The sequence below is a fragment of the Verrucomicrobiia bacterium genome (assembly GCA_019634625.1).
GTDB lineage: Bacteria > Verrucomicrobiota > Verrucomicrobiia > Limisphaerales > CAIMTB01 > CAIMTB01.
In genome coordinates, this window is record JAHCBA010000007.1 from 17,849 (window position 1) to 44,308 (window position 26,460).

Sequence of the window (26,460 nt, forward strand, 5' to 3'; positions counted from 1 at the left end):
CGTACGGTGCCGTCCCCTGCGGATTGATGCAGGGGCATTTCGGGTCGCCCCTGAACCCGGACATCACTCGTCGTCGGGCGGGGCGAGCGGCGGGGTGAGATCGATCTCGCCGGGCAAGGGCGGTTGGAGGGGAGCCGCCAGTTCCTCCAAGGACGGGAAACCGTCCGGGGTGACGAGCGTGTCCTGGAAGTCGGGCGAGGTCGGGTCGGTCAGGAGTCCGCTACGGTCCTTGAGGACGGAATCCACGGACCACTTGGAGACCTTGTACACCCAGTTGGCGAGGGCACGTTCCTTGCGGAGTTTCTCGCGGAGTTTGTCCTGTTGTTCGCGCCAGGTCTTCTCGGCCTCCTCCCTGGCCTCCGGGGTTTCGTCTTCGGGTGCGGTGCGTTCCCGGGGCAGTTCGGCCGACGCCTGGACCTTGAGGTAATAGCTGTCGGCGTCGGGCTGGGTCCCGACCTCGATGGCATAGCGGAAGCCCTCGAAGGTTTCGAAGGTGAGCCGGGTGGGATTGGCGAAGGCGTCGTCCATGCCTTCGGCATCCGGCGGGAAGACGTCGTTGAAGGAGGGTGAGGAGAAGGCCCAGTTGAAGCTGCTGGCCTTGCTGCGATCGAGGGCTTCGCCGTCGCGGGCGTCGGCGAGTTCCCAGTCGCCGGATTCGGTGGCCCGGGAGAGGCTCCACGATTCGGCGGGGTTGGTCGAGACGAGGGAGATGGCGCGGGTCTTTTCGAGGCGGAAGAAGTCCTTGTTGAGCCAGTTCTCAGGTTTGACCTCGACCTCGCTGAAGGTCTCGCTGACGACATAGACGGTGTCCTTGCGGTCCGGCAGGGCGACCCAGCGTCCGACGGGGTAACCGCCGAACTGGCCGCCGGAGTCGCGCATCTGCTGACGGCCGAGGAGGAGGGAGCGAAGGACCTGGCCGTTGGCGCCCTTGAGTTCGACGAGGGTGGCGGCGTTGGTGCCGGCGTCGGGGGCGTCGGGGGGAAGGAGCTGGAGCCGGCCCCACTGGGAGGCGCCGATCGACTGGCTCTGGGCGGGTTTGAGTTCCCAGAGTTTGCGGACCAGTTCGGCGACGGAGGAGAACGAGGCCGGGTAATTATGGCGTTCCCGGACGACCCAGACGTCGTCCTTGGCGAGGTTGACCTCGCCCTCGGGCGACCGGACGACGACGTGGGTGACGTCGTTGGCGGGGAAATCGCCGAGCAGCTCCTCGCGGTCTTCGGCGGCGCGGGACTGGTATTCCGCGCGGGTGACCTTGTTGAAGTAAAGGGCCAGGCCTGCGAGCACGAGGCCGACGGCGACGAGGACGAACAGTTGCTTTCGGTTCATTTGGCGGCCGTACGCTTGTTCTTCATGACGGCGATGACGATGCCGGCAAGGGAGACGACGAGGGGCATGAGGAGGATGTTGGTCCACTTCGAGGTGTTCTGAAGCGAATCGACATCCCGACGGAGATTGCGGCGGAGTTCCTTGAGCTGCTGGTTGACCTCGGCGCGTTTGCGCTGGAACTGGAGGATCTCCTGGCGCTGGCTTTCGGAGAGGATGGCCTGCTGGACCTCGCCCTGGGCGCGCTGAAGTTCGGCGAGCTTCTGCTGGGTGTCGGACAGGTCCTTCTCGAGTTCGCGGATCTTGCTTTCGTAGGCGAGTTCGGCCTTGGCCTGCATTTCGCGAACGCGGGTGAAGGGGCGGCTGAGGGTGGCGCGGCTGCGGATTCCGATGAGGTCGCGATCGCCGCCGAGCTGCTCGATCAGGTTCTGGAGGAAGGTGAGGTTCTGGGCGAACGGCATCATGATCCGCTGCCCGAAGATCTCCTGGGTGCGGGCGTAGAACTGCTCGTAGAGCATGTCGGAATCGCCCATCAGGACCACCAGTCCGGGTTCCTTCGATTCCCGAAGCGGCCCGGCCGCCGGATCGGCTGCATCGTCATCATCGTCCTCCGCCCCCGGCCTGCCATCGGGGAAGGCCGTTTTGAAGCGGCCCTGGAGGCGGACACCGAGGCGATGGCGGGTACCGGTGGGCTTGAACTCCTCGGTGGCGCCGAACTGGGCCATCATCTTGTCGGTGAGCTGCGAGTCGGGGCTGCTCTGGAAGAGAACCGTCATCTCGAGGCCGTCGGCGGGATTGCCGGTGAAATGCCCGGCGAACGGGAGCAGCAGGCGACTGAGCTGGGCGGTGACGACATCGTTGGTGTTCATGCCCTGGGGCGGGAGGGTGATGAAGGACGGGTTGGGCTGGGGGCGGCCGGTGCGGGGGTCCTGGAGTTCGGTCAGGTACTGCTTGTCGGAAACGACCTTGTTGATATCGAACTCGAGGCCCCAGGCGCGGAGGAGACGGTCAAGGGAGGCGCCGCTGCCGGCGGCGGCCTGGAGGGGATTGGAGGGGTTGGACTGCGAATCGAGGACGCTGAGGGGATCCAGGAAGGCCACCAGGTTGCCGCCCCGCAGAACGAACTGGTCGAGGGCAAACTGGGCGGCGTCGGTGATGCCCTTGGGATAGACCACCAGCAGGACATCGATGGAGGGGTCGATGGACTCGGCGGTGAGGGGGATTTCGGTGACGTTGAAATCGGACTGGAGTTCGCTGACGAAAATCCAGGGTGGCTGCTGTCGGCCACCGCCCTGGAACATGGCCATGGGGTTCATCTGACCGAACACCGGCAGGCCGCTCATGATGCCGAGGTTGGGCTTGGTGGGTTTGACCACCTGGGAGATGGCGCGGCTGAGGTCGTATTCGAGGAGGCGTTCGCGCTGTGGCGAGATGAAGGGGATGGAGGCCTTGGCATCGAGGCAACTGATGGCCACCCCGAAGTAGATGCGGTCGCCGCCGAGCTGGGTCTGCATGCCCTCGATGCCATCGAGGGCGGCGGAATCCTCGGCATCGGAGTCGGGCTTGGGATCGAATTTGCGGATCTCGATCCGGCCCCGGGCGTGGGCGCGATACTCGTGGAGGAGATCCTCGACGCGCTGGGCGTAGGTGCGCAGGGCGGGATCGAGGTTGGGGGCGCTCTGGCTGAAATAGAACCGGATCTGCACCGGGGTATCGAGCTTGCCGAGGATCGCCCGGGTGCCGTCGGAGAGCGTGTACACGCGGTCGGCGGTGAGGTCGATGCGGGCGCCCACCCGGCTGAAGATGAGGTTCAGCGCGATGACGATGACGACCAGGATCGCCACGCCCACCGACGAGTAGAGGAGGGTTTCGAGCTGCTTTTGATTTTTCATCGCCGCGTTGGCTTCGGGTTGGGGGACGGGTGGTTTGGGTCAGCCGGCCCGATGAGTGCGGAGGATCACGCCGGTGGTGAACAGGCAGAAGGCCATCACCGAGGCGAAATACACGAGGCTCCGGAACTGGACGACGCCCTTCTGGAACCCGTCGAAGTGGGTCATCACGCTGAAGGAGGCGACCAGGTCGCGGAGCCAGGTCCATTCGAGGGAATCGAGGAGCTGGGTGACGGGCGGCCATCCGGAGAGGATGAGGAAGAGACAGATCACCACGGACACGATGAAGGCGATGACCTGGTTGCGGGTCATCGCGGAGGTCATCGAAGTGATGGCGAGGTAGGCGCCGGCCATCAGGAAGCTGCCGAGGTAGCCGCAGAGGATCACGCCGTTGTCGGGGGCGCCGAGGTAATTGACGGTGATCCAGACGGGGAAGGTGAGGAGCAGGGCGAGACCGAGGAAGAGCCAGCTGGCGAGGAACTTGCCGACGATGGCCTGCCAGGGGGCAATGGGCATGGTGAGCAGAAGTTCCATGGTCCCGAGGCGGCGTTCCTCCGACCACAGCCGCATGCCGGCGGCGGGCACCAGGAACAGGTAGAGCCACGGGTGCCAGATGAAGAACGAGATCAGGGAAGCCTCGCCGCGCTCGAAGAATCCCCCGGCCATGAAGGTGAAGAACCCGGTCATCAGCAGGAAGATGACCAGGAAGACGTAGGCGACCGGGGAGGAGAAGTACGAGACCAGTTCGCGCTTGGCGATGGCCCGGATGTTACCGATGGCTGGATTCATGAGGATCGAAGATGGGTCGTCGGAGTCTGGGAGGGCCGCCCGATCCCCGGCCGGATGCCGCCGCCGGGGGACGCGGCCCGGGGTTGCCTAGGCACGTCCGGTCCGGGTGTCCGGCATGGTGATGCTGCGGAAGACTTCGTCGAGGCGGCCCTCCTCGGCGTGCAGTTCCTCGACCCGCCAGTGTTCGCGGGAGACGAGGTCGGCGACGGAGGCGAGGAGTTCGCCGTTGCGTTCGCGGCTGGCCGGATAGATCCGCAGGTGGACGCGGGCGTCGTCGGACGAGACGATGGCGGCGCGCTTGACGGCGGGGAGGGCTTCGAGTTTGGGGCGGACGGTCTCGGCCGACTGGCCGGTGATGCGGAGGGAAAGGACGCCGGAACCTTCGGAGCGGGCCTTGAGGTCGGCCGGGGTGCCGCTGGCGACGATGGTGCCGCGGTCGATGATGATGGCCCGGGTGCAGACGGCTTCGACTTCCTCGAGGATGTGGGTGGAGAAGATGATGGCCTTCTTTTCGCCCATGCGCCGGATGAGATTGCGGACCTCGTGTTTCTGGTTGGGGTCGAGGCCGTCGGTGGGCTCGTCCATGATCAGCACCTGGGGATCATGAACGATGGACTGGGCGAAGCAGAGGCGGTGGCGGTAGCCCTTGGAGAGGGTGTCCACGCTCTGGTGGACGACGTTGTTGAGAAAGCAGGTGTCGATGACGCGCTCGACCGCCTGGCGGCGGGCGGTGCCCCGGAGACCCCGGAGTTCCGCCGCGAAGGTCAGGAACTGCCAGACGGTCATGTCGGTGTAGGACGGGGCGTTTTCCGGGAGGTACCCGACGAGGCGTTTGGCCTCGATGGGGTGCTCGACCACGTCGTAGTTCCCGACCTCGACCCTGCCGGAACTGGGCGGGAAGAAGCCGGTGATCATCCGCATGGTGGTGGACTTGCCGGCGCCATTGGGGCCGAGGAAGCCGAGGACCTCCCCACGTTCCACCGTGAACGACACGTTGTTCACCGCGACCTTCGGCCCAAAGGTGCGGGTCAGACTTTCGACCTTGATCATGATTCCGTGCGAACTCGCATGCCGCGTTGCGTCTGCCGCGTCCCCGAGCGCGGGGGATGGCGAGACGAAAAACCCGTTCTTCGCGGGAAAACCGCTCCAGACCGGGCGCGCGCATTATTAGTCGAAACCGCTTGGAAAGCGCAAGGGGTGCGCAGAAGAAAAATCAGGGGGTCCTGCGGGGGGGGCATCTGCGAGTTGTCGGAGATTCGATCGGTCGAGGGTTAGGACGGGGACCGTCGGCGTCGGGGTCGGGGTCGGCATCGGAATCGAACCGGAACGAACTCCGGGGATGTGCGAAGCTTCCTGGCTCCTGTCGATACCGATTCCGAGTGCGACCCCGACCCCGATTCCGTCGCCCCTTCCGACAACTCGGAGGCGCGGATCGGGAGGGGCTACGGCCCGACGCGGACGGAACCGTACTCGCCGAGCGGGAGCCAGATGCCGCGGTCGCGGTCGCCATCGCCACGACTCAGTTCTCCGCCGAAGCAGGCCGGGGGCGGTTGCGACGGCAGGGGCGCGGGGAGGTCGGGGGCGGAGATGTCGAAGAGGCTCAATTCACCGCCGCTGCGTGCCAGAAGGACGTTCCCGAAGCGACGCAGTTCGCCCGGCACCGCCGGGAGGGGCTGGGTGGAACCGGCAGTCCAGCGGCCGTCGTCGTCGAGGCGCCACACTTCGAGGCGCTGGCGGGCGTCGGCCTGCCATCCGCCCCGGGCCAGGTAGGCGAGGCCGGCTTCGGCATGGATGGACAGCACATGGATCTGCCCCAGGGCGTGATCGGCGATCTCGAGGCCGTCCACGAGATGGGCCGCCAGGCCGTCGTAGGCCAGGGCCTCGAGGATGACGCGGGACGGGGACTTTTCGTCCGGGTTGCGGGTGGCGACGGTATAGAGCAGGGCGCCCTGATGGGAGACTCCGGCCAGTTCGCCGGGCAGGCTCACCGGCGGGCGCAGTCCCGGGCGCGCGGGATCGCCGGAGAAATCGGTCACGTCCAGTTCGTGGCGGGACCACCAGCGAAGGACCGGATAACTGTTGGTGACGCGACGCCATTCCCCCTGGTCCGGCTTGGGCTCCGATCCGTCGTCGCCATCCGCGGACGGGCGGGGTTCCGGGGGAAACCAAACCGTCTCGACGAAGGTGTTGGTACCGACGACCTCGGATTCATGGCGGTGACGGGAACTGTAGATCAACGGGCCGACGGCGAAGACCTCGCCGGCGTTTTCGGTGTCGGAGCCGAGCTGGGTCTGCGAGGCGATGGCGGGGAGGCCATCGGGATCATGGGCGACCGCCACCAGCCAGCGGGTCGAGCCGTACCACCACGGGAACCAGATGCCGGGACGGCGCGCGTCGGGGAACGGGGCGACGAGGGCATCCGTCCACATCGGGCGCCCCCATCCCCAGAACTGGCCGGACGCGGAGGTGGCCCACACGGTGGTGCGGGCATCGATCGGGAAGGCCCGGAAATCGTACAGCCAGGTCTGATCGGTCGGGGCCCGGGACTCGCCGCGTCGGGAGAGCGCCGGGAGTTGGGAGGCATCCCAGGAGGAGGCAACGAGGACGCCGGGGTTGGTGGTGGCGATCCAGTGGTCGGTGCCGGGCTGCTGGTTCCACGAGACCTGGGCCGGGCGGCCCTGGAGGAGTTCGAGGGTGCTGCCACGGAGGAAGGCTCCGATCACCGGGGGTCCGTCGAGCTCGATCGCGACCGCGGAGGTCGCGTCGGTGTCAGCGTCGGTGTCGTTGGGACGGATGCGGAGGGAATTGCCGGCGAACTCCAGCAGATGGGCTTCGGCGACGAGGAGCCGTTCGACCGGATACGCCAGTTCCAGGGTGGCGGTGATGCGGGGCTGGTCGCGGTCGCGGATGTCGGCGGAGGTGAGCTGGCGTCCGGACACTGCCAGGACGCGGTCCTGATGGAAGGTGGCGCGGCGGGGAACCAGGGAATCGCCTTCGAGCCGTCCGCGGGCGGTGAGCGAGTCGCGGTCGAAGTCGATGAGTTGCACCCCGTGGCGGGATTCGGTCGTGGTCCATTCGCTGACCGGCACCAGGAGGAGACCGGCGTCGGGGAAGATGCCGAACGCCTTTTCGTCGTGGTTGGCTTCGCTCCAGGAGGCGTTTTCGCCGAGGGGCACCTTGGCGAGGAGGGTCGGGTTGGCGGGATCGGAGACATCGAACAACTGGACAGCCACGCGCCAGCCCGAGGTGTCGTCGATGCCGAGGGTGACCAGGCGGTCGCCGAGGGGTCGGATGTAGGTGGACCAGCCGGGGATTTCGAGTTCACCGGTGATGCGCAGGTGGGCGGGATCGGAGAGGTCGATGACCCAGAGGGGATCGATGACGAGGAAGGTGACGATGTAGGCGCGGTCTCCATCGAACCGGGTGGCGAACAGGCGTTCGCCGCGGGCAAGCTCGAGGCGGTCCAGGGGGGTGTACGGCACGGCAGGCACGGACCGGGGATCGGCCAGCCGGTAGGTCTCGAGGACGGTGACCCAGCGGGTGTTGGTGGAGGATTCGGTCGCCTCCGTCACCACGCGGAGCACATCGCCGGCGAGGTCGATCTTGAACTTGTCGGCCACCCGACCGGGCAGCGGGATCCGGGCGAAGTCGGTCATCGTTCCGTCCGGAGCGGAGATGTCGGCGACCCGGAGATCCGAACGCCATGGCCATGGGCGGGAGTAGTCGGTGATGGCGACGAAGAGGAACCGGTCGGTGGCGGTGACGACATTGCCGGAGCCGGGGTACCAGAGGGGCGACCGGGCCACGGGCCGGGCGGGATCGGACAGATCGAAGCTGCTGATCCAGGTGCCGGATTCCCAGGCGCCGCGTCCGTCGGCGGATTCGCGCCAGGTCTCGGTGGCGACGTAGAGCGCGGTGCCGACGAGGCGGCTCTCGACGACCCGGCCCGGAAGGGGCAGGCGGGCGAGTTCGAGCGGAGTGGCGGCATGGGCATCGACGAGGATCACCGCGGACTCGGCATCGAAGCCCCACTGGCGGCAGGGATCGTGGGCGAGGAGGATCACGGGCCCGCTGTCGAGCACGTACATCTGCTCACCCATCCCGGGCAGGGGGAACGTGCCCTCGATGCTCGGGTCATCGGGATCTGAAATGTCGATCCGCTGGAAGCCCCGGTACTGGTTGAAGAAGTAGAGCGTGTTGCCCCGCACCACCCAGATGTCGGACTCGACCACCTCACGCGCCCCGCCGCCGTCTTCGGCCGCCGGAGGGGCGGCGGAGTCGGCGCGGAACGCATCGGGGCCCGGCGTTTCGGAGGCGGGTTCGCCCGCGAACTCGCTGGGGCCGGCATAGAATTGGGCCGGGAGCGGGGTGGTGGCGTCGGCACGGACGCGGAACAGTTCGAGCCCGGGCTGGATCGGGACCTGGAAGGTGACTTCGGTGGTGCCGGGTTCCGGATGGATCACCGCGCGGGGCACCCAGAACGCCAGATCCTCCCGGGTGCAGCTTTCGAGGAGAAGACGGGCGACGCCGGCGGGCGCGGAGGCACGGAGGATCAGGTCGGGTCCGCGATGCTCGATCGAGAGGATCCGCGGCGGGGCATCGGGTTCGGGTGCCTCGACATCGGCGCGGAGCGCAGCGGCCGTGACGATCACAATGGCAAGGGCCGCCAGACGGGCCCAACCGTGGAACAACAACGCGTGCTTCATACGTCCTCCCGGTTCGATCACGACTCCATCCAATCACCGAACCGGCGGAAAGCCAAGGGGGATACCGGGCGGGGGCAAGGGGGGGGCGCATCTCAAGCTTCCTGGAACCTGCCCAAGCCACCCCGACACGCTAAGGCGTGTACACCCAACGAAGTCCGGTCACCCCTGTGCCCCCACCGTCCCCGCCCCGCCAGGACGGCTGGGTGTGCACGCTTCAGCGTGAGCCTCTTATTCCACCCCGACACGCTAAAGCGTGTACACCCAACGAAGTCCGGTCACTCCTGTGCCCCCACCGTCCCCGCCCCGCCAGGACGGCTGGGTGTGCACGCTTCAGCGTGAGCCTCCTATTTCACCCCGACACGCTAAAGCGTGTACACCCAACGAAGATCGACCACCCCCGGTGCCCCCACGTCCCCACGATGGGTTCGCTCTTGTTCGGACCATGCCATTCCGCGTGGGAACTGGGGAGGGCGATTACGAGTACGATTACGAGTACGAGTACGAGTACGGGTGCGAGGGCACTTGAAAGAAGGTGGGATGCGGCCGAGGGGCGGCCGTGCATCCCGGAGTTGGGGTAGAGGCGCGAGCTTCGCGAAGCATCGCCTCGGAGGGCCGGGTTCCACGAGGCCGCAACGATGGGGTGCGTTGGGATGAGGACTCGCGGAGCTCGTCCCTCCGATCTGCTGCCTCCTCACCGACAACCTGGGGATGCGGCCGAGGGGAGGGGCTGGATGTGGTCGGAGTTGCACCCGCAGGGGAGGCAACGGTACACGTCGTGCATGCGTGCCGCCGCGACGCTTGCCCCGGTTTCGTGGGACCGCATGCTTCGCGCCGTGGAAAAGGTCCGCGACCGTCTGCTGCGAGCCGCCCGGGCCCTCGAGGCTGGCGGCGTCCCCTATGCGGTCGCTGGCGGCAACGCGGTGGCGGCCTGGGTTTCGCGTGTCGATGAAGCTGCGGTTCGCAACACCCGCGATGTGGACATTCTGCTTCGCCGATCGGACCTGGCGAAGGCGCAACAGGCCCTTGAAGCCGCCGGGTTCGTGTACCGGCGGGTGGCCAGTCCCGGTCAACCCGCCGGACTCGACGTCTTTCTGGACGGCCCCGGCGCCAGCGTCCGCGATGCGCTGCACATCGTCTTTGCCGGGGAGAAGGTGCGATCCGAAAGCGTCGCGGCGTCGCCGGACGTGACCGAATCCGAATCCGCCGGCGCCTTCCGGGTGGTCACCCTGGAGGGGTTGGTGTGCATGAAGCTCGCGGCATGGCGTGACAAGGATCGCACCCACCTCCGCGATCTGATCGAGGTGGGGTTGATCACCGCCGAGTGGCCGGGGCGCCTGCCCGGGGAACTGGGGTCACGACTCCAGGCCCTGCTGGACAGTCCCGGGGGGTGACGGGTGGGATTCCCCGATCCCATCCGCCCTTGCCGCTCGGTGCACCGGGCGAGCGACACGACCTGGAATGCGTCTTGGAAGGGCATGGGGGAGTTTGAAGGTCCGATTCCGATTCCGATCACGATCACGATCACGATCACGATCACGATCACGATCACGATCACGATTTCGATTTCGATTTCGATGGAAAGGGCCGGGTTCCACGAGGCCGCAACGGTGTGGAGCGTTGGATCGAGGACTCGCGGAGCTCGTCCCTCCGATGGGCTGCCTCCTCACCCACAACTCCGGGATGCACCGTGGGGTTACCAGGGGAGGGAGAAGGTCTTGACGGTGGTCATGGATTTGATGGCTTCGATGACGCCTTCCTTGATGCCGAGGCCGCTGTCCTTGATGCCGCCGAAGGGGCTGTTTTCGACGCGGTACCCGGGGACCTCGTTGATGTTGACGGCGCCGGTGCGGAGGCGGCGGACACATTCGAGGGCCCGGTTGAGGTCGGTGGTGACCACGCCGGAGGAGAGGCCGTAGGCGGTGGAATTGGCGTAGGCGATGGCGTCATCGAGGTTGCGGACCGGGACGATGGGGGCGAGAGGGCCGAAGGATTCCTTGACCACGACTTCGGCGTCGCGGGGGACGTCGCCGATGACGGTGGGGGCAAGGAGGGCGCCCTGCCGGGTGCCGCCAAGGAGGACCTTGGCGCCCTGGGCGACGGCCTTCTTGACGCGCTGTTCGAGTTCGATGGCGGCGGCTTCGTCGATGACGGTGCCGACGCGGGTGTCGTCATCGAAGGGATCGCCGCCGGGATATTCCTTGGCCTTGTCAAGGAAGCGTTCGGTGAAGCGCTCGACGATGCCCTCCTCGACGAGGATGCGTTTCACGGCGGTGCAGCGCTGGCCGGAATTGCGGAAGGACCCTTCGGCGGCGAGGTACACGGCGAGGTTGAGGTCGGCATCATCGAGGACGATGAGGGGATCGTTGCCGCCGAGTTCGAGGACGAGGCGTTTGTAGCCGGCGGTGGCGGCGATGTGTTTCCCGACGGTTTCGCCGCCGGTGAAGGTGACGAGTTCGACGCGGGGATCGCGGACCAGGGGATCGGCGACGTTGGCGGGGGACCCGACGAGGACGGAGAGGAGGCGTCCGGGGAGGCCGGCTTCGTAGAGGAGTTCGACGAAGCGGACGGCGCAGAGGGGGACCTTGCTGGCGGGTTTGAGGATGACGGGGGCGCCGGCGGCGATGGCGGGGGCGACCTTGTGGGCGACCTGGTTGAGGGGGTGGTTGAAGGGGGTGATGGCGGCGACGAGGGAGAGGGGTTCGCGGAAGGTGAAGATCTTGCGCGCCTTGCCCTGGGGGGAGATGTCGCCGGAGAAGATCTGTCCGTCATCGCGGAGGGCTTCGGCGGCGGAGAGGCGGAGGACATCGGAGACGCGGCCGACCTCGTAGCGGGTTTCGCGGAGGCAGAGGCCGGATTCGCCGGTGATGAGGCGGGCGAACTCCTCGCGTCGTTCCTCGAGCAGACGGCGGGTTTTGTCGAGGACCTCGGCGCGCTGGAACCGGGTGAGGGGTTCGCCCGGGACGAGGGCGGCCTGGATGGCGGCTTCGACGTGTTCGGGTCCGGCGGTGGTGACGGTGCCGGTGAGGCGGCCGTCGTAGGGGCAGCGGATCTCGAGGGTGGGGGTGGCTTCGATCTTCTTGCCGGCGAGGTAGGAGGTCAGGTTCATCGTTAAGGGAATCGAGGTGACGGAAATCAGCGGCGGGCGAGGTCGCGCGGCAGGTAGCCGACGGACGTCTGGATGGCGTGGGTGCAGGAGCAGCCGGCGCTGCTTTCGGGGGCGAGGAGCATGCCGCCGGCGGGGATGAGCCCGAGCCAGCAGCCGCCGCGGATGCCCTGGAACTGGGAACGACGGTCCGAGGCGAGGTCCCACATGCCGTGGAAATAGTGCCGGAAGAAGAGGGCATGGCGCCCGGCGGACATGGTGCCGCAACCGCGTCGTTCGGGGAGATCGGTGCGGAGGGTTTCGCCGGTGGCGAGATCGAAGGAGCGCTGGTCGGAGTAGAAGACGCCATCGACGACCACGGGATGCTGGAGATGGCCGCTGTGGTGGCCCTTGTCCTCCTTGTGGCTCCTGGACCAGAGCTTCTGACCGCCGGCGGCCAGGGGGTCCACGTCGCCCGGCGGGTCGGCCGGGGACGGGGCATGAAAGGCGTGGGTGTGGAAGTGCTTGTTCCGGTCGGTGCCGGTGGCGACGAGGGTGTTCCGGCTATAGACCAGGTAGGTCATGAAGTGGAGGTCGGAGAAGTCGTGTTCCTGCGACCAGAGGGTGCGGCCGGAGCGGAGATCGAGGGCGACGAGGTGCTGGTCGGTGAGGAGTTCGGGGGCGAGGCGGCCGGTGGGGGCGGCCATGGCCGCGGGGTTGCGGCTCTCGATGAAGAAGATCATGTCGTCGCCGACGGTGATCGTTGAATTGAGGATCACACCGCCGCGGTAGGTCCAGCGGGGGGTGCCGTCCTCGATGTTCAGTCCGAAGAGCGTCTCGCTGGTGACCCGGCTGATCTGGCCGGCGTGATCGTCCTCGAACCATTCGCCGTCGTCGCCGAGGTAGCGCGATTCCGGCTTGACGCGGCTTCCGATGAGGAGCCGGTCCTGGACGGAGAGGAAGCCCCAGTCGGCGGGCGGGGCAGCGGGGGCAGAGGGGAGTTCGTAGCGCTGGACGCGGACGCCGGTCTGGCCCTCGAAGGCGAGGCAGTAGCGGCTGTGGGCGATGTAGAGGCGCCGGGCGTCGGCGGCCATGTTGGAACCGTCGCGGGGGACGTTGGCACGGCGGACTTCGGGGGCGGCAACGGTCCAGAGAACGGCCCCGTTGTAGGCGTCGAGGCCGAAGAGGACGCGGTCGCCCTGGATGTAGAGGCGGCCATTGACGGAGAGGGGGGCGGGATTGCGGGGACCGCGATCGGGCATGGGGCGCGGGCCGGGATCGCCCCACCAGGAGACCTGGAGGTCGCCTTTGACGTGTTCGTCGAGGCTGGAGGAGGTGTTGTCGGCGGCGCCGTACTGGTGGCTCCAGTCACCGACGCCCGGGAGGGGTTGCCGTTGGTACCGGACCCAGAGGCCGTCGCGGGTGTCCAGCCGGGCGCCGGCGAGGTCCGATCCGGAGAGCCAGGCGGACCAGGGTTCCGGGTTCCGTTCGGAGGCGAAGCCGGTGGCCGGGGAACCGAGGAGGAGGACCCCTCCGGTGGGTCGGAGCAGGCGATGGATTTCGGCGGCGGACCAGGGAGGCGGGGTGGCGGTGTGGAGGGCGGATTCCGAGAGGACGAGGTTGGCGAGAAAGGCGCCGTAGGGGAGTTCGCCGCCGGCGGGGAGATGCTGGACACTGGCGCGGACGCCGTGGACGCCGGCCTGGTCGAGGAGGCGCCGGCAGGCCTGGACGCGAGCGGGATCGGGTTCGACCACGAGGACCTTGAAGTCGCTTTGGCGGACGATCTCGAGGGCGAGGTGGCCGTCCCGGGCGCCGAGAATGAGGCACCAGCCCTGGCGGACACCGGCCCGGGCGAGGAGATCGCGGGCCAGTTCCTCGTGGCGCGAATCCGGGGAGGCGACCGTCGCGGCCTGGGGCGGAACGGCGGCGGGCGCGTAGTGGAAGGACGAATCGAAATCGTAACGGCGGCTGAGGAGCGGGCGGCCGGATTGAGTGGGACCGACGAGGCGGAGGAAGAACTCCGTGTTGCGGGGGAGATGATCGAGGGTGACGGCGTGGCGCCGGGTCGGTGCGGGCTGTTCGACGACGCGGGTGGGGCCACCGGCGGCGGGGGTGCATTCGAGGCGGGACGGCATGGGCTCATCCGTCTCCCAGGTCACCAGGACGGTGGTGCGATCCACCCAGTCGATGAAGGGACCGTAGGAGGGGGCGAGGTGGATCGGGAGCGGGGCGGGTGCGGGGAACTCCGGGCTGCGACGGGAGTGGCGTTGGGCGACTTCGTCGGGGGCGAGGGCGCGTTGGAAAACGCGGACCTCGTTCAGGGCTCCGCGAAGCTGGTGACGCGCGGTCCCCTCGACCAGCGACCCGATGAGGATGGGTCCTTCGGTGGGGTAAAGGATCTGGCCGGGCGGATGGGAACGTTGGGCGACGGGGCGGCCGTTGACGAAGAGGCGCTGGGTCCGGCCGTCGCAGGTGCCGACCACGTGGTGCCAATGACCGGGCTGGAGGGGTTGATCCGAAATGAGCGGTTCGGGCGCGGGAACGGCCTCGGTCGAGACCGTCCAGGTGAAGCGGCCCTCGTGGACGGCGAGAAGGACGCCGCGCCAGTCGGGGCCGGTTCCGTGCGCGATGGCGAACAGTCCGGCGCGGGGCGACACCGGATCGGGATCGGGTCGGACCCAGGTTTCGACCGTAATGGCCTGGCGTGGAAGCGGAACACGGTCCGGGGAGGGCGCGACGAGGATTTGTTCGTCGAGGCCGGACAGTTCGATCCGGGCGGGCGGCGGGTCGTCGGTGAACCGGTAGGCGCCGGACGGGGTGAGGTTGGGACCGCCGTGGGCGGCTTTGATGGAAGTGCCCTGGGTTCGGTGGGATGCGAATTCCCAATGGGCGATCAGGCCGGGTTCGGCGGCCGACGCGGAAGGGGTGGCAAAGGGAAGCGGCCCGAGGAGCGCGGCGGCGCCCAGGGCGATGACGCTGGCGAAGCGGGAACGGGGGGCGGGGTGCATCAGCGGATCTCCGGTTGGGGGTGGGAAAGGGCGGCCTGACGGGGGGCGGCCCGGAGGCAGTGGATGACGCCTTCGTCGGTGCTGACGAAGAGCGTGCCGCGGACGGCGGCGAGGCCGTAGGCATTGCCGGCGACGGGATGGCGCCAGCGGACGGAACCGCGTTCGGTGTCGAAGACGGCCACCTCGCCGTCGCCACCGGCGACGAGGGAATCGCCGGCGAGGATGAGTTCGAGGGGATGCCCGCAGGGGGAGCGCCAGAGCACGCAGGTCTCGAGGGCGGCGGTGGCGGCGTCGAGCTGGAGTCCGATCCCGGTGAGCTGATCCTTGATGCGCTCCTGGGCGGCGGTGGTGTCCTCCTCCTTGCGGGCGAGGTCGCGGAGTTCACGGGCGAGGCGGCTCTGGCGGGAGGCGAGTTCGCGGCGCTGCCGGGAGAGGTCGAGGTAACGGGCGCGATCGAGGGCGGACAGTTCGGTGTCGGAATGGAGGTAGGACCGGGTGGGGGTGACGATCATGTGGTTGCCCTGGAAGCTGGCGAGCTGGTCCTTCTGCCCCTCTTCGACCGCGCCGAGCTGGCCGGTCTTGCCGGGGCCGAAGACGAGGAGATCGCCGGTGAGGAGGGCGTAGGTGCCGCCGGCGCCCTCGACCACCTGAAGGCGGGTGCCGTCGGCGAGATTGCAGACGACGGGGTTGTTGCGGCCCGAGGGAACGTAGAGACGGGTGGCGGAGGCGAGGAGATAGCCCTGGGCGGGGAGATCGTCCTGGACCTGGCGCCAGCGGACCGCGCCGGTGTCGGCGTCGAGGGCGACGAGGTGGACGCCTTCCGACGGGAACATCCCGGCGGTGGTGTAGGCGAGTCCGTCGCGGACGAGGACCGAGGAACGGACGGGCCAGTTGGAGATGATGCGGCCGTTGCCGGGGATGCGGCGGTCGGAATCGACCGGGCGCCGGCTCCAGACGAGATCCCCTGTGGCGGCGTCGAGGCAGTACACGACGCCATCGTCGGAGCCGACGTAGAGGCGGGATCCGACGACGGTGGGGGCGAGGCGGACGGGGCCTTCGGTGTAGAAGGACCAGAGTTCGCGTCCGGATTCGGCATCGAGGCAATAGACCTTGTCGTCGGCGGAGGAGCCGAAGAAGAGGCGACCCCCGGCGATGACGGTGTGGAAGGCGCGATCGAAGATCTGCCGGGGTTTGAGGTTATAGACCTTGTTCCAGCCGTCCCACTTGGCCTCGCCCTGCCAGGCGGGCTGGGGGGGATGGATGGATCGCCAGGTCCAGGCCTCGATGACGCGATCGGGGAGCGGATCGGGCGAGACCCCGCCGCGGGCGTCGTTGGCGCGGTAGGTGGGCCAGTCCCCGAATGCCGCCGTGGTGCCGGCGAGGAGCGGGAGGCAAACCAGGGGCAGGAGCGAGGCCAGGCGTCGGGGGCGACGAGGCGGCGATCGGAGGGGGAGAGGAGGCGGGGCGGAGGGAATCATGGTTCAAGGGGCGGGAGATGGAGGAACGGAAGGCGGTGGGTCGGGGAGAAGGCGGCCGGCGGCCAGTTGCAGGATGCGTTGGGCATGAGGGGCGGCATCGGGGCCATGGGTGACCACCATGACGGTTCCGCCCGAGCGGCGGAAGAGGGCGAGTTGACGGAAGACCTCGGCGGCGTTGTCGGGATCGAGGTTGCCGGTGGGTTCGTCGGCGAGGATGACGTCGGGTTGCTTGACGAGGGCACGGGCCAGGGCGACGCGCTGGCGTTCGCCGGCACTGAGGCCGCCGGGGAGATGATGGGCGCGGGACCCGAGGCCGAGCTGGTCCAGGAGCAGGTCGAGCCGCTGGCGGGCGGTGCGCGGGTGGGTGTCCGGAGGCAGCCCGGCGAGGATGTTGTGGCGGACGTCGAGGTAGGGGATGAGATGGAACAACTGGAACACAAATCCGATCCGGGTGGCGCGGAGACGGTTGCGCTGGGCGGGCGGCAGCGCGTAGAGGTCGTGTCCGTCGAGGAGGACGCGTCCCGAGGACGGGCGTTGCATGCCGCCGAGGGTGAGGAGGAGGGTGCTCTTGCCGCAACCGGAGGGGCCCTTGACGGCGACGAACTCGCCGGGTTGGAGGGAGAACGAGACGTCGTCGAGGGCGTTGACGTCGCCCGCGGGGGCGCGGAAGCGGCGATGAAGATGTTCGGCGACGATCATGGGCGGCGGGAGCATCTCAGGTTTCGTGCAGCAGTCCCCGCCCTCATCGTCTTAATCTTGCTCTTAATCTTAATCCCCTCCCCCAGTTCCCCAGTGGCCTTGGAGGTTCGGGTTGGATCGAACCCGACGGACGAGGAATGAGGCGATCCTCCCAATGGGGTGGATGCCGTTTCGAGGACAAGGACCGCCCTTCGGGCTGAGTACGAGGACGGGGACGGGGACGGGGACGAGCATGAGCATGAGCATGAGCATGAGCATGAGCATGAGCATGAGCATGAGCATGAGTACGAGGACGAGCACGAGCACGAGCACGAGCACGAGCACGAGCACGAGCACGAGCACGAGCACGAGCACGAGCACGAGCACGAGCACGAGCACGAGCACGAGTACGAGCACGAGGACGGGGACGCTTGCGAGCGCGAAGGGGGGACGGCTCGGGCGAGTGCTGAAGATCTGAGGTGCGCCCTTGGGCGGCAGGAAGGGATGGGCGGCCTCGCGGAGCTCGGCCCTCCGAGGGATGGGGAGGGGTGCAGGGTCATGGGGAAGCGGTTCATCGGGTCAGTCGGCGCGGAGGGATTCGGCGGGGTCGCGGGTGATGGCGTGGAGGGTGGGGAGCAGGCTGGCCACGGCGGCGAAGAGCGGGGTGAGAAGGACCGCCCAGGCGAGGAGTTGCGGCTGCGGTTGCAGGGCGCGGGCGGTGACCTGGAAGATGTCAGGTCCGGCACGCAGGGCGATCCAGGTGCCGAGCCCGTATCCGGCCACGGCGGCGACGGCTCCGAGGAGGGCGGCCTTGCCGAGGAACAGCACGGCGATGCGGGTCGAGCCGTGGCCGAGCGCGCGCCAGAGTCCGATTTCCACGGTGCGTTCGCGGACGTTGAGCCAGGCCAGGAGGCCGAGCCAGCCGGCGCCGACGAGGAGGACGAGGGGGACGGAGAACCGGGCGTAGCGCTCGGCCATTTGCCGTTGGCGGGCCCGGGCATCGGCGAGCGTGCGCAACTGGAGGACGCGCGCCTCGGGAAGGGCGGTTTCGAGGGCGTCGCGGAGCTGGGTGAGCGGGTCCTGGTCCTCGGTCAGGCAGAGACAATCGATGGCCTTGATCTCGTTGATCCGGTCCGGCTGGCCGAGCAGGGCCTGGACATCCGCGAGGGCGCCGTAGATGCGGATGTCCTCGTCGGTGCCGCTTTCGGAGAGGACGCGTTCGACCGTGAACTCGCGGTCGCCGAGTGGAACGGCATCGTGGCGGCGGAGGTTGAGCCGGGCGGCGATCTGATGGCCGAGGAAGAGCTGGCCCGGACGGATGCGGAAGCCCATGGGTTGCCTCGCCTCGCCGGGCGCGACGATCGTGTCGCCGATGCCGGTGAGGAGGACTTCACGGCCGCCCAGGGGGAACCGGCCTTCGAGGGCGGGGGTGAGGTGGTTGAAGGTGAGAAAGACGCCGTGCTGGTCGGCGAGGCGGCGGACGGTGTCGGCCGGCATGGTGCGATCCGAGAACCCGTGGGTCCAGAAGTGGTCCATGTCGGTCTCGCGCGGGATGATGCGGAGGTTGAAGCCGAGATCGCGCATGACCCGGCGGGTCTCGCGTTCGGCCGCCTCGGTGGTCATGCGGACGGCGATGAGGAGGGCCACGGCCATGGTGAGGCCGAGGACGCCGAGCAGGGCGTTGACGCGATGATGCCGCAGTTCGCGGAGGATGAGGGCGAGGGTGTTCAACCGTGTTCCTTCCTGGCCCGCAACCAGCGGCGCCTGCCGAATTCGAGAACCGCCACCGAACCCACGGCGAGGAGTACCCACGCCAGACGGCGAAGGGTGTCGAGGGGATCGGTGTCGGAACGCGGGGCGGGCTTGGGGGCGGAGTTGGGGGCAGAGTTGGGGGCGGGATGGGTCGTGGCGGCCGTTGTCGGGACCGGGGTGGTGGCCGTCGCGGCCGGGCTGGGGACGGGGGGTTGGGAACCCGGGTCGTCCGGGGACTGGGGCGGGGGTGTCAGGGCGAGTTCGATGGGGGCGTCATCCCCGGGATCGTCATCCCACGGCTCCGGTTCGAGGAGGTCTTCGGAGTAGCCGAGGTTGAGGGCGGTGCCGGGGAGGCGGCGGCGTTGGGGATCGGTCGGGCCGCGCAGCACGATGCGGCTGATCTCGGTGCGGACGAGGGGGTTCTCCGGGTCGAAGCCCAGGACGCGCGCGGCGTGGGCCTGGCGTTGGGCGTCCCAGCGGGCGGGGACGAGAGGGCCCTGCATCCAGGAGCGGTCGAGTTCGCATTCGCAGTCCTGTCCGATGATGGCCAGCCGTTCCTGGAGGAGGGTCTGGGTGATGAGAGGCCCGTCGATGGGAGCGCCGAGGCGGCGGCCGCGTCCGTAGAGGAGCACGACCCGGGGGTCCTGGACGACCCGCGGTTCGAGGCCGAGACCCCAGACCGTGATGGCTTCGCGGGCGAGGTCGCCGGGGTGGAGAATCAGAAGGCGCGGCGGGTGGTCCACCGGTTTGGGCATCGAGGGCATGAGCCGGGCGATGCCGAGGATGGCGGCGTCGATGGCGTTGCGGGCGCGGGCATTGGCGGCGGTGTCCGTGCCCTCGATGAGCAGCACGACGGCGAAGGCGTCGAGGGTGGCCTGATGGATCTCGGAGCGGACCGGACTAAGGGCGATGCGTTCGAGGAGATCGATGGCGCCGGGACGATCGGCGGGAAGGGTGCCGGCGCGGGCCAGTTCGAGGCGGCGCCCGTCGGAGGCGACAAGGGCGAGGACGGGTTCGCCGGCGTCCGGGGAAGGTTCGAAGGCGAACTCGATATTGGCATCGAGCAGGGCGGCGGCGGCGGCGGGACGGTACAGGTCGTGCCATGGGCCGGTGGCCGGGGCGGAGAGGACGAGGCGCCAGGGGGCTTCGCCGAGTTCGACGAAGCCGGTATCGCGGACGGAGTAGCGGCAGGCGAGAGCGACGGAGGCAAAGGCAACCAGGACGAGGGCCGCGAGGGGGACGGGGCGGGCGAGGCGGGAGCCGATGGGGCTGGGGTGCTCGGTGGTGAACGGTGAGTGCATCCGGCGGAGAGGACGGCGTTTGGGACGACGTTGAGGACGACGTTTGGCGGGTCAGCTTAGAGATCGCGACAGACGGGGCAATCGGGCAGCCGATGCGCCCGGAACTTTTTCACGGTCAGGGTGCGGAGGTCGAGCGTGAGCAAAACCCCGGCGAGCGGGGATTCGAGGCCGGCGATGAGGCGGATGACTTCGAGGGCGGCCAGACTGCCGGCGGTGGCGGACACGGCGCCGAGCACCGGGAACTTGCGGGTCCAGTCGGGTCGATCCCCGGGATAAAGGCAACGGAGGCAGGGGGTGCGCCCGGGAATGAGGGTGGTGACGTGGACATCGAGGTCGAAGACGGCGGCCTCGACCATGGGTTTGCGGAGGGTGACGGCCGCCTGGTTGAGGGCGAAGCGTTCGGGGAAGAGCGGGGCGGCATCGACGACGACATCCGCCTGGCGGACGAGGTCGAGGGCATTGGCGGGGGAGGGATTCTCGGGAATGGGGACGATGTCGAGCCGCGGATTGAGATCGTGGAGGCGGCGGACGGCGGATTCGAGGCGGGGCCGGCCGAGGGCGGCATGGGACATGAGGGTCTGGCGGTTGAGGTCGCTGGGTCGGAGGTTGCCCGCGTGGGCGAGGACGAGGCGTCCGACACCGGCGGCGGCGAGCTGGAGGGCCACGGAACCGCCGAGACCCCCGACGCGGGAGACCAGGACGCTGGCGGCCTTGAGGCGGCGTTGGGCGGGTTCCCCGAGGCCGTCGATGGCGAACTGCCAGTCGTGGATGGCGCGTTCCTCGTCGGTGAGTTCCGGGAGTTCTCCGTCATGGCGGGGAATGGGCGGGCGGTCAGGCCGGGCGCGGTTCGAGGCATCCGTCATGGAGCTGGAAGACGTGGGTGGCGAGGCGTTCGGCCTCGGCGCGGTTGTGGGTGATGTGGAGCACCGTGACCCGGGTGCGGGCGCGGATTTCGGCGAGGAGCTGGCAGAGGGATTCGCGGGTGTCCTGGTCGAGGGCGCTGAGGGGTTCATCGAGGCATAGAATGCGGGGCTGGAGGGCGAGGGCACGTCCGAGGGCCACGCGCTGGGCTTCGCCGCCGCTGAGGCCGGCGGGGTGGCGGTCGAGGAGGGGCAGCAGACCGAGCCAGCCGGCGACTTCCTGGACGCGGGAGGCGATGCGGTCGGGGGCCCAGCGGCGGAGTTCGAGGGCGAAGGCGATCTGGCGGCGGACCTTGAGGTGGGCGAAGAGGGCGCCGTCCTGGGGAACGAAACCGATGCCGCGCTCGGCGGGCGGAAGGTGGGTGACGTCCTGGTCGTCGAGCCGGATGCGGCCGGCATGGACGCGGCGGAGTCCGCAAACGGCTTCGAGGAGGGTGGTTTTGCCGGAGCCGGTGCGCCCCATGAGCATGCCGTAGGCGCCGGTGGGCAGGGTGAAATCGATATCGCGCAGGGAGAACGGCCCGGCGGAGACGTGGAGATGTTCGACGGCGATCACGAGCGTTGGGGATGCCCGAGGGCGGATTCGTGCGCCCCGTGGCGGAGGATGAAGAGGGCCAGGAAGGCGGTGGCCACCATGAGGAGGGACACCGCCACGGCCGCCTCGAGATTGCCGATGCTGAGTTCGAGGAAGACGGTGGTCGAGAGGACCTCGGTCTTGAATCGGGTGGCGCCGGAGAAGACGAGGATCGGTCCGAATTCCCCGAGGGATCGCGCCCAGGCGAGGGTGGCGGCGGCCAGCATTCCGCGGCGGGCGGCGGGGAAGGCCACGCGCCAGAAGGCCTGGGACCGGTGGCAGCCAAGGGTGAGGGCGACCTGTTCCGGTCGGGGATCGAGCTGGTCGAAGGTGGTGCGCATGGTGCGGACCGCGAAGGCGCAGGCAACCATGAATTGCGCGAGGATGATGCTGGGAATGGCGTAGGTGACCGGGATCCATCGTTCGATGAGGCGCCCGGGCGGGGTCTGGAAGAGGATCAACAGGCTGAGGCCGACGACGAGCGGGGGCAGGACGATGGGGATGTCGATGGCCAGATCCACGAGGCCCCGTCCGGGGAAGCGCGTTCGAGCCAGCAGATAACCGAGGGGCACGGCCACCCAGAGCGACAGAAGGGTGGTGAGGGTGCAGGTGAGAAGGCTGAGGCGGATCGCGTAGCGGATCTCCGGGGATTGGAGGGCGGCCCAGAGGTGACCCGGGGTCGTGTAGAACAAGTCGGCCACCAGCATGGCGGCCAGCAGCACAAGGTACGAACTGCCGAGGACGGCGAGGGCGAGGTAGAACCGGACGTCACGGCCCGACAGGGGCGCGGCGTCCATGCCGGTGCGGCGGATCATGGGGAGGGAACCCTCCAGCGGAAACCGGTCGTCTCGAACCGGCGCCGGGACTCCTCGGAACAGAGGGTGTCCATGAGGCGCCGCATCAGTTGCGGGTACCGGGTCTGGCGCCCGACGGCGAGGGGTTGGATCGCGGTGGCACCGTCGAGGGAAATGGGAATCACCGCGATGGCCTCGCCGGCGGCGCGGGTGTTGGCCTCATACACGACGACCGCATCGAGGCCGCCGGCGCGGAGTTGGTTGACCAGAAGATCCGCGGTGGGGGTCTGCACGACGACGTTGGCCATGACGGCTTCCAACCAGCCGTGCTTTCGGAGGAGCCGGGCGGAAAGGGCGCCGAGAGCACTTTGTTCCTCGTTGGCGAGACCCACCTTCAAGCCGGGGCGGGCGAGGTCTTGAAGGGACTGGAGGCCCCGGGGATTGCCCGGGGGCGTCGCGATCACCATCCGCGTTTCGGCCAGCTCGACCGCGGCGTGGAACTCGTCCCCGACCGTCCGCATGAACGAGACGTCGCAGGCGAAGTAGCCGTCGGGCTTCTGTCCGGCACGAATCTGGGCGGTGAGGATGCCGCAGCCGTTGTACACCCGCTGGATGCCGACCCCTTCGCGGGCTTCGAAGGCGCGCAGGGTTTCTTCGATGGCGACGCGGTTGACGCCGCCGCTGAAGAGGATGAGTTCCGGCGACCGAACCCAGGGGTCGCCCGCGACGGGGGCGAATCCATGTTCGGCCATGTGCCGTCCGCCGCGTTCCGGGGCGGCCAGGAATCGCGCCAGGGCGAGGGCGGCGGCGGGCTGGGTGCAGGCTTCGAGGACGCCGACGGCGACCTCCGAGGCGGCGTCCGCGAAGGTGGCGTCGGGGACCGCATCGAGTTCGGGATACTGACGGACCGTGGCGTCCCAGACGATGGCGGCGTCGGCGGTGCCGAGTTTCAGGTCGTTGGCGAGGTCGTTGACGGTGGGCTTGAAGGCGCGGGCGCGGGTCTCGAAGCGGTCCCATGTGCCGCGCGCCAGGAGGGTGTCCCGGACCACGCGACCGATGGCGGCGGCATCGGGATTGGCGAGGACCAGGTGGACATCCTCGCGCAGCAGATCGTCGAGGGAACGGATGGCCTTGGGATTGCCCCGGGCGACGGCGATCGTCGGGGTGAGGCGGGCCAGCGGGATGACCTCGGCGAGGAGCGCGTTCGAGCGGGCGATCTCGATGAAGAAATGGTCGGCGGCCACGAAGAGGTCCCCGACGCGGGAAACGCGGAGATTGGCCAGGAGCGTGCCCGAGCCGCCGTACTGGATCTGGACCCGGGCGCCGGTCTCGGCCTCGAAGGCGCGGACGGCGGGCTCGATGGCGGGTTGAAGGCCGGCGGCGCAATAAACCAGGAGCGGCGGGCCCTGGGCGTGGCGCGTGCGGTCGCGCGACGGATTCCAGGCGAGCAGGGCGACCAGCAGGGCGCCGACCGCGATCGAACCGAGGATGACGAGGCGTTGGGACATGAGGCACGGCTCCGGACCGGCCCCCCGCGACTAGGGTTTTGCAGCGCGGGTGTCAAGGAGCGCCCCGTCACGATTCGGCATCCGCGAAGGCGTCCCCCTTCCCCTGCGCACCGGAACCGAACCCCGTTCCGGGGCAAACCCCTTGCCGATCGGCTGCGCCGGCAACGGTGCGATCGCATTGACCATGGGCGCATTGGCGACTTGTCGGAAGGGGCCAAGGGATCGGGGTCGGGGCGGTGCATCCCCAAGTTGTCGGTACCGAGCCAGCGAATCGGAGGGACGAGCTCCGCGAGTCCTCAATCCATTGCCCCACTCCACTGCGGCCTCGTGGAACTCGGCCCTCCGAGACGAGGCTTCGCGAAATTCGCACCTCTCCCCACAACCTCGGGATTCGATGGAAATCCGGTCGCCGGGCCGGTGCCGCCCGGTTAGGGTGCTCGCATGACAGCGGATGAGCTCAAAGCGCTTCCGATTGCGGAAAAGTTCCAGAAGATGAGCGGCCTCCGGCAGCATTTCACGATTCGTTGGAATCTCAACTGAGCTCTGATAGGACGTTTCCATGTATCTCCACAAAGTCTCGCTCCGAAACATTCGCGGTTTCGAGACCCTCGATTTTGAACTGGCCCGACCGGACGGCAAGTACGCCGGCTGGACGGTGTTCACCGGTGACAACGGCTCGGGCAAGAGCACCCTGCTGAAAGCAATCGCCGTTGGGCTTCTTGGAAAGGACACCTCGCGGTCTCTGCAACCGAGTTTTCACCGCTGGACTCGTGACGGCTCCGCCGGGGCAGCATCTTTCATCCAGCTTGAGATCGTCCGCATGGACCACGACGATGCCCTCACCGTTGCGGGACAGAAGCCTTCACCGGGGCCGTTTCCCGCCAGGATTGAGTTCAAGAATGGTGGCAGAGAAACAAGCATCCAGTCCACCATCCCGCCGGGAAAACCAAAGACCTACCAGACTCCCGACCGCACGATCTGGTCGCCTGATGCGACCGGTTGGTTTGCTTGTGGTTATGGCCCATTCCGCCGCGTCTTCGGCGCGTCGCCTGAAGCGACACGGCAAATGGTCGCTCCCACCACTGGGCGTTTTGTCACCATGTTTCAGGAAGCTGCCTCGCTGGCCGAGGTGGATCAATGGCTGCGGTTGCTCGATCACAAGAAGTTGGAAAACAAGGATGCGGAAGCGGAACAACTCGCTCTTGTCTTGGAACTCCTCCGCGACGATCTGATGCCCAACCGGATTACCGTGGATCGGGTGGATTCCGACGGTCTCTGGCTCAAGGATCGCAATGGCGTCCAGCTGGCTTGGGGAGAAATGAGCGACGGCTACCGCGCCGCCGCCGCCTTGCTGGCGGATATTGTCCGGCATCTGATCGGCACTTATGGGCTGGACGGACTGACCGAAAAGACCAAAGAAGGGAAAACCGTCATCAAGCGCAGCGGCGTGGTGTTGATTGATGAAATTGACGCGCACCTCCACCCCGAATGGCAGCGCGAGATCGGCTTCTGGCTCAAACGGCATTTTCCCAACATCCAGTTTCTCGTCACCACCCATAGTCCTTTGATCTGTCAGGCGGCGGATCCCAACGGGCTGTTTAGGCTTCCAGAACCGGGCAGCGACGCCCATCCCCACCCATTGTCAGATGAGGATTATCGCAAGGTGATTGCCTCGCGCCCCGACACCATCCTGCTCTCACCGGCGTTCGGTCTGCAGAACACGCGGTCTCCCCGAGCCGTCGAAGGCCGCGCTGAGTTCGCGAAGCTGCAAGCCAAGAAGCGCGCCGGTGGCAGGTTGACCACAGACGAGAAGCAGCGCGCGGATCAACTTCAACTCTTCGCCGCTCCCGAGGAGGAGACTTGAGCCATGCGGAGAATTCAGCGCCTCGACCTGCCCGCACCGACGCAGCAGGCTCTCCATCGAAAACAGACCAGCGCCGACGCCCAACACGATGCCGGCTCGTTGGACATTGAGGCCACTTGGAGATCCGCCCGGCAGACCAGGTCCGTCAAGACCGCCCTCGGCGTGCTTCAGACGATGGCCGGCAACCGCCAGCGGTGCATGTATTGCGGCGATTCGCATGGCACCGACATCGAACACTTCTGGCCCAAGCGGCATCATCCCGATCGCATGTTCCGCTGGCTGAATCTCCTCCTGTGTTGCACGGAATGCGGGCGCTTCAAGGGTGATGATTTCCCGTTGGCTGGCGGCACGCCGCTCCTGGTGGACCCGACCGCGGAGAACCCGTGGGAATTCCTCGATTTCGACCCCGCCACCGGCAATGTCGTCGCCCGCTTTGACCCGGCGGTCAATGACTGGACATCGAAGGGCACGAAGACCGTCAAGGCGCTCCACTTGGATAGCCGCGAAGCCCTGGCCGCCGGTTACCAGCAGACGCACCGGCGCTTGAAAGCGCGTGTCGAAGCCGCGCTCCAGGAACCCGCCCCGGATGCCAGCGCGCTGGCAAACGCGCTGCGCGATACGGACGACCACGGATTGCTCGGCTGGCATTTTACCGGCACCGGCCAGAACGAGGAACCTTTTGCCAGTCTTCGCCAGAACCATCCCGACGTCTGGCAGCACTGCCTCCAAACCCTTGCGTGACGGCCACCATGACGAAAAGGCAAGAGCTGGAACTGACGTGGATCGGGAAGGAG

19 protein-coding genes are annotated in these 26,460 nt (G+C 68.0%); 3 read left to right on the plus strand and 16 right to left on the minus strand.

Annotation, left to right across the window (positions count from 1 at the left end; genetic code table 11):
* Window positions 1–63 precede the first annotated feature (63 nt).
* The 5 genes from KF833_05885 to KF833_05905 form a co-directional block, all read right to left on the minus strand.
* Window positions 64–1,326 (minus strand): DUF4340 domain-containing protein, encoded by a 1,263-nt coding sequence (locus KF833_05885; protein ID MBX3744822.1) that lies wholly within the window; start codon window positions 1,324–1,326, stop codon window positions 64–66.
* A complete protein-coding gene (locus KF833_05890) occupies window positions 1,323–3,215 on the minus strand; it encodes a Gldg family protein (protein ID MBX3744823.1) in 1,893 nt (630 codons plus the stop codon). Before KF833_05890 ends, KF833_05885 begins: the two co-directional genes overlap by 4 nt.
* A 39-nt stretch (window positions 3,216–3,254) precedes the next feature.
* Entirely contained in the window at window positions 3,255–4,001 is a 747-nt protein-coding gene (locus KF833_05895) for an ABC transporter permease subunit (protein ID MBX3744824.1), read from the minus strand.
* A gap of 87 nt (window positions 4,002–4,088) precedes the next feature.
* The gene (locus KF833_05900) at window positions 4,089–5,051 is read right to left on the minus strand and encodes an ATP-binding cassette domain-containing protein (GenBank protein ID MBX3744825.1); all 963 of its coding nucleotides are present in this window, start codon (window positions 5,049–5,051) and stop codon (window positions 4,089–4,091) included.
* A 392-nt stretch (window positions 5,052–5,443) separates the two neighbouring features.
* Window positions 5,444–8,707 (minus strand): beta-propeller domain-containing protein, encoded by a 3,264-nt coding sequence (locus tag KF833_05905; GenBank protein MBX3744826.1) that lies wholly within the window; start codon window positions 8,705–8,707, stop codon window positions 5,444–5,446.
* A gap of 779 nt (window positions 8,708–9,486) precedes the next feature.
* Here KF833_05905 and KF833_05910 point away from each other — a divergent pair.
* Window positions 9,487–10,098 carry a nucleotidyl transferase AbiEii/AbiGii toxin family protein gene (locus tag KF833_05910; GenBank protein ID MBX3744827.1) on the plus strand — a complete coding sequence of 204 codons (612 nt, stop codon included), beginning with the start codon at window positions 9,487–9,489 and terminating at the stop codon, window positions 10,096–10,098.
* Window positions 10,099–10,400: 302 nt separating this feature from the next.
* On the opposite strand, the gene phnY is transcribed toward KF833_05910, so the two are convergent.
* From phnY to KF833_05965, 11 genes are all read right to left on the minus strand, one after another.
* Window positions 10,401–11,813 carry a phosphonoacetaldehyde dehydrogenase gene (gene phnY, locus KF833_05915; protein ID MBX3744828.1) on the minus strand — a complete coding sequence of 471 codons (1,413 nt, stop codon included), beginning with the start codon at window positions 11,811–11,813 and terminating at the stop codon, window positions 10,401–10,403.
* Between the two features lie 26 nt (window positions 11,814–11,839).
* The gene (locus KF833_05920; protein ID MBX3744829.1) at window positions 11,840–14,797 is read right to left on the minus strand and encodes a PQQ-binding-like beta-propeller repeat protein; all 2,958 of its coding nucleotides are present in this window, start codon (window positions 14,795–14,797) and stop codon (window positions 11,840–11,842) included.
* A complete protein-coding gene (locus KF833_05925) occupies window positions 14,797–16,275 on the minus strand; it encodes a PQQ-binding-like beta-propeller repeat protein (GenBank protein ID MBX3744830.1) in 1,479 nt (492 codons plus the stop codon). The genes KF833_05920 and KF833_05925 overlap by 1 nt, the downstream gene beginning before the upstream one ends.
* Window positions 16,276–16,278: 3 nt before the next feature.
* Window positions 16,279–16,974, minus strand: coding sequence for an ABC transporter ATP-binding protein (locus KF833_05930; GenBank protein MBX3744831.1), 696 nt, complete (start codon window positions 16,972–16,974; stop codon window positions 16,279–16,281).
* Between the two features lie 69 nt (window positions 16,975–17,043).
* Window positions 17,044–17,370: a hypothetical protein gene (locus tag KF833_05935; protein MBX3744832.1), complete on the minus strand. Its 327-nt coding sequence runs from the start codon at window positions 17,368–17,370 to the stop codon at window positions 17,044–17,046.
* A 162-nt stretch (window positions 17,371–17,532) separates the two neighbouring features.
* On the minus strand, window positions 17,533–18,576 hold the full coding sequence (locus tag KF833_05940; protein ID MBX3744833.1) for an FtsX-like permease family protein: 1,044 nt from the start codon (window positions 18,574–18,576) through the stop codon (window positions 17,533–17,535).
* A gap of 104 nt (window positions 18,577–18,680) precedes the next feature.
* Complete coding sequence (locus KF833_05945) at window positions 18,681–20,006, minus strand: hypothetical protein (GenBank protein ID MBX3744834.1); 1,326 nt, start codon at window positions 20,004–20,006, stop codon at window positions 18,681–18,683.
* Between the two features lie 56 nt (window positions 20,007–20,062).
* Window positions 20,063–20,869 (minus strand): HesA/MoeB/ThiF family protein, encoded by an 807-nt coding sequence (locus tag KF833_05950; GenBank protein ID MBX3744835.1) that lies wholly within the window; start codon window positions 20,867–20,869, stop codon window positions 20,063–20,065.
* Window positions 20,838–21,482: an ATP-binding cassette domain-containing protein gene (locus tag KF833_05955; protein ID MBX3744836.1), complete on the minus strand. Its 645-nt coding sequence runs from the start codon at window positions 21,480–21,482 to the stop codon at window positions 20,838–20,840. Before KF833_05955 ends, KF833_05950 begins: the two co-directional genes overlap by 32 nt.
* Window positions 21,479–22,297 (minus strand): ABC transporter permease, encoded by an 819-nt coding sequence (locus KF833_05960; GenBank protein ID MBX3744837.1) that lies wholly within the window; start codon window positions 22,295–22,297, stop codon window positions 21,479–21,481. Before KF833_05960 ends, KF833_05955 begins: the two co-directional genes overlap by 4 nt.
* A gap of 14 nt (window positions 22,298–22,311) precedes the next feature.
* Window positions 22,312–23,802: an extracellular solute-binding protein gene (locus KF833_05965; GenBank protein MBX3744838.1), complete on the minus strand. Its 1,491-nt coding sequence runs from the start codon at window positions 23,800–23,802 to the stop codon at window positions 22,312–22,314.
* Window positions 23,803–24,361: 559 nt separating this feature from the next.
* Between KF833_05965 and KF833_05970 the strand changes: the two genes are divergently transcribed.
* Together KF833_05970 and KF833_05975 are read left to right on the plus strand one after the other, a co-directional pair.
* Window positions 24,362–25,666, plus strand: coding sequence for an AAA family ATPase (locus KF833_05970; GenBank protein MBX3744839.1), 1,305 nt, complete (start codon window positions 24,362–24,364; stop codon window positions 25,664–25,666).
* Between the two features lie 174 nt (window positions 25,667–25,840).
* Window positions 25,841–26,407: an HNH endonuclease gene (locus tag KF833_05975; protein MBX3744840.1), complete on the plus strand. Its 567-nt coding sequence runs from the start codon at window positions 25,841–25,843 to the stop codon at window positions 26,405–26,407.
* Window positions 26,408–26,460: the final 53 nt, after the last annotated feature.

What these genes read in the sequence shown, in the direction of transcription:
- phnY (MBX3744828.1), bottom strand. Translation starts at nt 11,813, where the DNA reads ATGAACCTGACCTCCTACCTCGCCGGCAAGAAGATCGAAGCCACCCCC.
- KF833_05910 (MBX3744827.1), top strand. Translation starts at nt 9,487, where the DNA reads ATGCGTGCCGCCGCGACGCTTGCCCCGGTTTCGTGGGACCGCATGCTT.
- KF833_05900 (MBX3744825.1), bottom strand. Translation starts at nt 5,051, where the DNA reads ATGATCAAGGTCGAAAGTCTGACCCGCACCTTTGGGCCGAAGGTCGCG.
- KF833_05940 (MBX3744833.1), bottom strand. Translation starts at nt 18,576, where the DNA reads ATGACCACCGAGGCGGCCGAACGCGAGACCCGCCGGGTCATGCGCGAT.
- KF833_05930 (MBX3744831.1), bottom strand. Translation starts at nt 16,974, where the DNA reads ATGATCGTCGCCGAACATCTTCATCGCCGCTTCCGCGCCCCCGCGGGC.
- KF833_05905 (MBX3744826.1), bottom strand. Translation starts at nt 8,707, where the DNA reads ATGAAGCACGCGTTGTTGTTCCACGGTTGGGCCCGTCTGGCGGCCCTT.
- KF833_05975 (MBX3744840.1), top strand. Translation starts at nt 25,841, where the DNA reads ATGGCCGGCAACCGCCAGCGGTGCATGTATTGCGGCGATTCGCATGGC.
- KF833_05945 (MBX3744834.1), bottom strand. Translation starts at nt 20,006, where the DNA reads ATGCACTCACCGTTCACCACCGAGCACCCCAGCCCCATCGGCTCCCGC.
- KF833_05890 (MBX3744823.1), bottom strand. Translation starts at nt 3,215, where the DNA reads ATGAAAAATCAAAAGCAGCTCGAAACCCTCCTCTACTCGTCGGTGGGC.
- KF833_05885 (MBX3744822.1), bottom strand. Translation starts at nt 1,326, where the DNA reads ATGAACCGAAAGCAACTGTTCGTCCTCGTCGCCGTCGGCCTCGTGCTC.
- KF833_05960 (MBX3744837.1), bottom strand. Translation starts at nt 22,297, where the DNA reads ATGGACGCCGCGCCCCTGTCGGGCCGTGACGTCCGGTTCTACCTCGCC.
- KF833_05895 (MBX3744824.1), bottom strand. Translation starts at nt 4,001, where the DNA reads ATGAATCCAGCCATCGGTAACATCCGGGCCATCGCCAAGCGCGAACTG.
- KF833_05920 (MBX3744829.1), bottom strand. Translation starts at nt 14,797, where the DNA reads ATGCACCCCGCCCCCCGTTCCCGCTTCGCCAGCGTCATCGCCCTGGGC.
- KF833_05965 (MBX3744838.1), bottom strand. Translation starts at nt 23,802, where the DNA reads ATGTCCCAACGCCTCGTCATCCTCGGTTCGATCGCGGTCGGCGCCCTG.
- KF833_05970 (MBX3744839.1), top strand. Translation starts at nt 24,362, where the DNA reads ATGTATCTCCACAAAGTCTCGCTCCGAAACATTCGCGGTTTCGAGACC.
- KF833_05950 (MBX3744835.1), bottom strand. Translation starts at nt 20,869, where the DNA reads ATGACGGATGCCTCGAACCGCGCCCGGCCTGACCGCCCGCCCATTCCC.
- KF833_05925 (MBX3744830.1), bottom strand. Translation starts at nt 16,275, where the DNA reads ATGATTCCCTCCGCCCCGCCTCCTCTCCCCCTCCGATCGCCGCCTCGT.